General features: G+C 71.7%; 5 protein-coding genes. 2 read left to right on the top strand and 3 right to left on the bottom strand.

Going from position 1 to position 5,144, the window contains the following annotated elements; translation table 11 throughout:
- Positions 1-1,084: sensor histidine kinase (locus KGQ19_RS52430; protein WP_212022002.1), on the bottom strand; the 1,084-nt coding region annotated here is incomplete at its 3' end.
- A gap of 119 nt (positions 1,085-1,203) precedes the next feature.
- Between KGQ19_RS52430 and KGQ19_RS47360 the strand changes: the two genes are divergently transcribed.
- Complete coding sequence (locus KGQ19_RS47360) at positions 1,204-1,548, top strand: DUF952 domain-containing protein (protein WP_212022000.1); 345 nt, start codon at positions 1,204-1,206, stop codon at positions 1,546-1,548.
- Between the two features lie 50 nt (positions 1,549-1,598).
- Here the strand turns inward: KGQ19_RS47360 and KGQ19_RS47355 are convergent, their stop codons facing one another.
- Positions 1,599-2,678: an alpha/beta fold hydrolase gene (locus KGQ19_RS47355; RefSeq protein ID WP_307856733.1), complete on the bottom strand. Its 1,080-nt coding sequence runs from the start codon at positions 2,676-2,678 to the stop codon at positions 1,599-1,601.
- A 97-nt stretch (positions 2,679-2,775) separates the two neighbouring features.
- On the opposite strand from KGQ19_RS47355, the gene KGQ19_RS47350 reads away from it, so the two are divergent.
- Positions 2,776-3,846: a mannose-1-phosphate guanylyltransferase gene (locus KGQ19_RS47350; RefSeq protein ID WP_212022004.1), complete on the top strand. Its 1,071-nt coding sequence runs from the start codon at positions 2,776-2,778 to the stop codon at positions 3,844-3,846.
- Positions 3,847-3,874: 28 nt separating this feature from the next.
- Here the strand turns inward: KGQ19_RS47350 and KGQ19_RS47345 are convergent, their stop codons facing one another.
- On the bottom strand, positions 3,875-4,675 hold the full coding sequence (locus KGQ19_RS47345) for an FHA domain-containing protein (protein ID WP_212021998.1): 801 nt from the start codon (positions 4,673-4,675) through the stop codon (positions 3,875-3,877).
- Positions 4,676-5,144 lie beyond the last annotated feature (469 nt).

Below are 5,144 nucleotides of genomic sequence, written 5' to 3'. Positions count from 1 at the left end.
CCCCGAACCCGCCCGTCCGCAACGGATCGGTGAGCAGGCCCCGGCCGTCGTCCACGACCTCGATCACCACCTCCTCCGGCCGGAACGCGATCGCGACCCGGCACTGCGCCACCCCGGCGTGCCGCACCACGTTCGTCACCGACTCCTGCACGATCCGGTACGCCGACAGATCCACCTCCGCCGGCAGCGCCCGGCGCTCGCCGTCGAACCGCAGCCGCACCGCGACCCCGGCCTTCGCGGCGTTGTCGGCCAGCGCCGGCAGGTCGTCCAGGCCAGGCGTCGGCGCGTTGTCGTCCCCGTCGCCGTCCGCCTTACGCAGCGCCACCAGCATGTGCCGCAGCCCGGTCAGGGTCTGCCGGCTCGTGGTCTCGATGACCTCCAGCGCCTCGGCGGCCAGCACCGGCTGGGTCTGGATGCAGCGCTTGGCCGCCCCGGCCTGGATCGCCACGATGCCGATGCTGTGCGCGACCATGTCGTGCAGCTCCCGGGCGATCCGCAGCCGCTCGGCGGTGATCGCGCCGACCGCGAGCTGCTCCCGCAGGGCCCTGCGGTTCTCGCGCCGCTCCCGGACCAGCACCCCGCCGATGAACGCCACGGCCAGCACCAGGACGGCCCGGCTGAGCCTGCCGTAGGGGGTCGGCATGCTCGGCGTGGCGACCAGTTCCAGCAGCGACCAGAGCGTGAACGTGCCGAGCATGGCCGTCACCGCGATCCACCGCGGCCGGGCGGCCGCGATCACGCCGACCAGCACGGTGGCACCCATCAGGGACACCTGACTGCCCTCGCCCAGCACCGTCAGGAACGTCGCCCCGGCCAGCACCCCGACCAGCGCCGTCACCGGTCGCCGCCGGCCCACCAGGACCGGGACGGCCGACAGCAGCGCCAGCTGGAACCGCTCGGCGGCGTTCAGGTCCACCGTGGCCGGGCTGATTAGCATCGGGTGGCCGCCGGCCTGCATGCCGTCGAACAGCAGCCAGGCGAACACCAGCGCGCCGACCCACGTGGCCGCGTCGACCAGACCGGCCGGCGGGTGCTGCGCGGTCAGCCTGCGGAGCTGGTTCAAACGGTGCGGAGAAGCGTTCACGCTGATCAGGCTAGCGATCACCGGCGGCCGGACGCATCGGTCTGCGGGCCTAGTTCGGGCGACCGGTCCAGGGGCGGAGACCATACAGAGAACAGGAGACCGTACAGCGACAATGGAGCATGACGATCTACCACATCGCCCTGCGGTCTGACTGGACCGACGCCGTCGCGGCCGGGGAGTACCGGGTCTCCACCCGTGGTCGGACCGTGGAGCAGGTGGGCTTCATCCACGCCTCCACGGCGGCCCAGGTCGACGGCGTCGCCAACGCCTTCTACGCCGACGCCGAGGACCTGCTGGTGCTGGTCATCGACCCCGCCAAGCTGACCGCCCCGCTGCGCTACGACCCCGTACCCGGGGCCGACGAGCCGTTCCCGCACATCTACGGGCCGCTGAACCTCGACGCGGTCACCGGCACCGCCGGGCTACGCCGCGACGCCGACGGCCGGTACGTGTTCGAAGCCTGAGGCCAGCAGGCCAGCGGATCAGCACGCCAACAGGTCAGCAGGCCGGCGGATCAGCACCCTGCGGCCGCGGCCGCCCCGGCGCGCGCCACCAAAGCCCGCACCGACGCCGCCACCTGTGCCGGATGCGACTCCAGCGACAGATGGTGGGCGCCGGGAATCCGGGTCGGCGCCGGTGCCCCGATGCCGTCGGCGACGCTTTCCGGGGCGTCGGCGGCGAACATCGAGTCCTCGGCGCCGAACGTCACCGCTTTGGGCAGGCACAACTGCCGCAGCCCGGCCAGCCGCGAGGCGGGCAGACCCGGTCCGCCGACACTGTCCAGCATGTCCCAGAGCCCTTGCTCGGCCCCGGCGACCTGGTACGGCCGGCGGAACCGCTCGACCCCGGCAGCGTCCAGCCGCGGACAACTCGGCCCGCACTCCGAGGCGTAGATCGTGCGGATCGCCCAGTCCGAGCGCAGCACCAGCCGCAGCACCGAGGTGCGCAGCGGGCCCAGGACCCAGGTGACGCCGGGGCTGGGGATCGGCAGGCCGTCGCCGTCCAGGAACATCAGGCCGCTGTAACTCTTCGGCGATTCCAGCACCGCTTCCGCGGCCACGGCCGCGCCGCTGGAGTGCGCGACCAGAACGGGGCGGTCGATGTGCAGGGCGGCGACCAGCCCGGTGAGCTGGGCGGCCATGTGCTGCGGGGTGTAGGGCGAGACGCGTTGGCTGTAGCCGGATCCGATCAGGTCCAGGGCGTAGACGCGGTGGTCCGGCGCCAACGCGGCGGCCACGGACTGCCAGGTGTCGGAGTCCTCGAAGGCGCCGTGGACCAGCACGACCGGCGAACCGCTGGTGCCCCAGGCCTCATACCGGGTGCGGATGCCGTCGGCGTTGACGTAGGTCAGTCCCGGCGGCGGGTCGACGGTGCCGGACGTATAGGCGTTGTAAGGCACCGAAAGCATCGTCAGCGTCACGAACACGACGGCGACGGTTTTGGCCGCGCGCCGCAAAATCCTGCGATACCAAGGACGGCGCGCCATGAGGGGTGCGGCGACCGGAGGATCGGGGAATGGTTCGGGTGAGGGACGGGCGGCCGGTTCCGCGGCCGGCTCTGCGGGGCCGGACGCGTCGCCTCCCGACTCGATCACTGACCGCTCCTTTCCGTCGGGGCAAATCTACCGGCCGGCCGTCACAGACTGTCGTCAGCTCAGCCAACCCTGGAGAAGGTGTCACCGCGTGTACTCGATGATCCTGGCCGGCGGCAGCGGAACCCGGCTGTGGCCGCTTTCCCGGGCCGCGAACCCGAAGTTCCTGCACCGGCTCGGCGGTACCGACCAGACGCTGTTGCAGGCCACGGCCGCCCGCTTGGCCACGCTGTCGGACCCGGACCAGGTCTACGTCGTGACCGGGGTGGCGCACGCCGCGGCCGTGGCCCGGCAACTGCCGCAGGTCCCTGAGGACAACATCCTGGTGGAGCCGGCGCCGCGGGACTCGCTGGCGGCGATAGCGCTGGCCGCCGCGGTGATCGCGCGCCGGGACCCGGAGGCGGTGGTGGCCGTGTATTCGGCGGACCACCTGATAGGCCGGCAGGAGCGGTTCGAGGAACTGATCCGGCTGGCCGCGGACGCCGCCGGGACCGGGGAACTGGTGACCGTCGGGATCCAGCCGATCCGGCCGGAGACCGGCTTCGGCTACCTGCACCTCGCGGAGCGGACCGCGCCGGGGGTGCACCGGATCGCCGAGTTCCGGGAGAAGCCGTCGGCCCAGGTGGCCGCCGACTACCTGGCTTCCGGCGAGTACTTGTGGAACGCCGGCATGTTCGTCTTCCAGGCCCGCGCGTTCCTGGCCGAATTGGAGCGGCAGCGTCCGTCGTTGCGGGCGGGCATCGCGGCCATCGCCGAGTCCTGGGACGACCAGGACCACGAGACGGTGTTCGGCGCGATCTGGGACGGCCTGGAGAAGATCTCGGTGGACTACGGCGTCATGGAAGGCGCCGCCGCGGCCGGGAAGGTGGTCACCGTCCCGGCCGACTTCCCGTGGAGCGACATCGGCGACTTCCACTCCCTCGGCGAGTCGCTGGACGGCGACGCCGACGGCAACGTGGTCCTCACCGACGCCGCGGTCCCGACGCTGCGCGGCGTGGAGGACTCGGTCGTGGTCTCCACGACCGGCCGGGTGGTCGCGGTGGTCGGGCTGCGCGACGTCGTGGTCGTGGACACCGAGGACGCGCTGCTGGTCTGCCCGCGCGACCGGGCCCACGAGGTGAAACAGGTCGTGGATGGGCTGAAGGCGAACGGGCTCGCCGCGCACATATAGCGGGCCGCGAGCAGAACCATTACCGAGCTCAGGTGTTCTCGCCGAGCACGTACAAGTCCTCCGGGACCAGCGTCGCGTTCCGCAGCAGGGCCCGGATCAGGTTGTCGTTCAGCGTGTTGCCCAGCGGTTCCACCATGCCGGGCTCCTTGACGATGCCCCGGATCGCGCCGGGGCCCATCGACAGCCGGGCCCGCAGTTCGGAGATGCGGCGCTCGCAGGCCTTGGCCGTCCAGGGATGCAGCGGGTTGGGCTGGGACTCGTTCAGGTCGTCGGCGGCCTGCTTCCAGGTCACCGGCGCCGGGTAGGGCTCGCGGCGCAGATAGCGCTGGCCCAGCGCGATCAGCATCATCCGCTCCACCGGCGACAGGTTGGTGACGTCCGAGGTCAGGGTGCGGGACTGGCCGACGTCCCGGTGCCGCTGGCCGGCGTTGCCGACGATGTGCACCTCCAGCAGGTGCGTGCGCCGGTTCGGGGTCTCGATGGTCAGCGGCGTGTAGCCGGAGCCGACCGAGACCTCGTGGTGCCGCAGCACCGGCTCGGCGCCGGGCATCAGGATCGGGCGCCGGCCCTCGTTGCGCAGCCACCACTCGTCGCCGTCGCAGGTGAAGATCCCGGCCAGCCGGCTGACGAACTCGTCGTCGCCGCCGATCACCACGTGCACGTCCGCCTCCGCCCGGCCGAAGTGCAGCGTGAACTTGCGCGGCGGGACCGCGAACCCGCTGGGTCCGGCCTTGACGAAGATCGTCCCGGCCGGGGCCGGCGGGACCCCGCCGGCCAGGCTCGGCAGGTTCTGCGGCAGGACTTGGGGGATGAAGTCCCGTATTTGCATGGCTGGCTCGTTCTCTCGGTCGGCCGGTCTGGAACAGGCGGTCGCGTTCGCCGAGGCACATACGTGACGCCTTGTACGGCAGCGTACGACGAACCGGCGGGGAGGGGTCCCGGCGGGTGCGTGGTCCGATAGTTCGCATGGTGAACACGGACTTCCTACAGAGCGAAGACATCAACGACGACGCCCCCTACCGGACCTTCGGGTTGGGTTACGGGTACCGGCCGACAACCCGGCCAAGCATCCGCCGAGAGCACCGATGACGCGGAGCTGAAACAGGGCCAGAACCAGGACCAGAGCCAGTACTTACAGAACCAGTACTCGCAGAACCAGCAGGAGCGCGAGTACGCGAGACATCCGCAGCACCGACGGTCACGGGGCCGCACGGCGAAGCGGAGGGGGTGACCGACCCGCGGCGGGGGCCTGCGGGCGGTCGGGCCGGGATCGGCGCTGTCGCCGAACCCGGCCCGAC

The organism is Catenulispora pinistramenti (assembly GCF_018274385.1).
Lineage (GTDB): Bacteria > Actinomycetota > Actinomycetes > Streptomycetales > Catenulisporaceae > Catenulispora > Catenulispora pinistramenti.
The sequence above is the reverse complement of the archived record's forward strand: the minus strand, read 5'-3'. Positions and strand labels throughout refer to the sequence as shown.

Coding starts and splice junctions, on each gene's coding strand:
- KGQ19_RS47345 (WP_212021998.1), bottom strand. CDS start 4,675: ATGCAAATACGGGACTTCATCCCCCAAGTCCTGCCGCAGAACCTGCCG.
- KGQ19_RS47360 (WP_212022000.1), top strand. CDS start 1,204: ATGACGATCTACCACATCGCCCTGCGGTCTGACTGGACCGACGCCGTC.
- KGQ19_RS47350 (WP_212022004.1), top strand. CDS start 2,776: ATGATCCTGGCCGGCGGCAGCGGAACCCGGCTGTGGCCGCTTTCCCGG.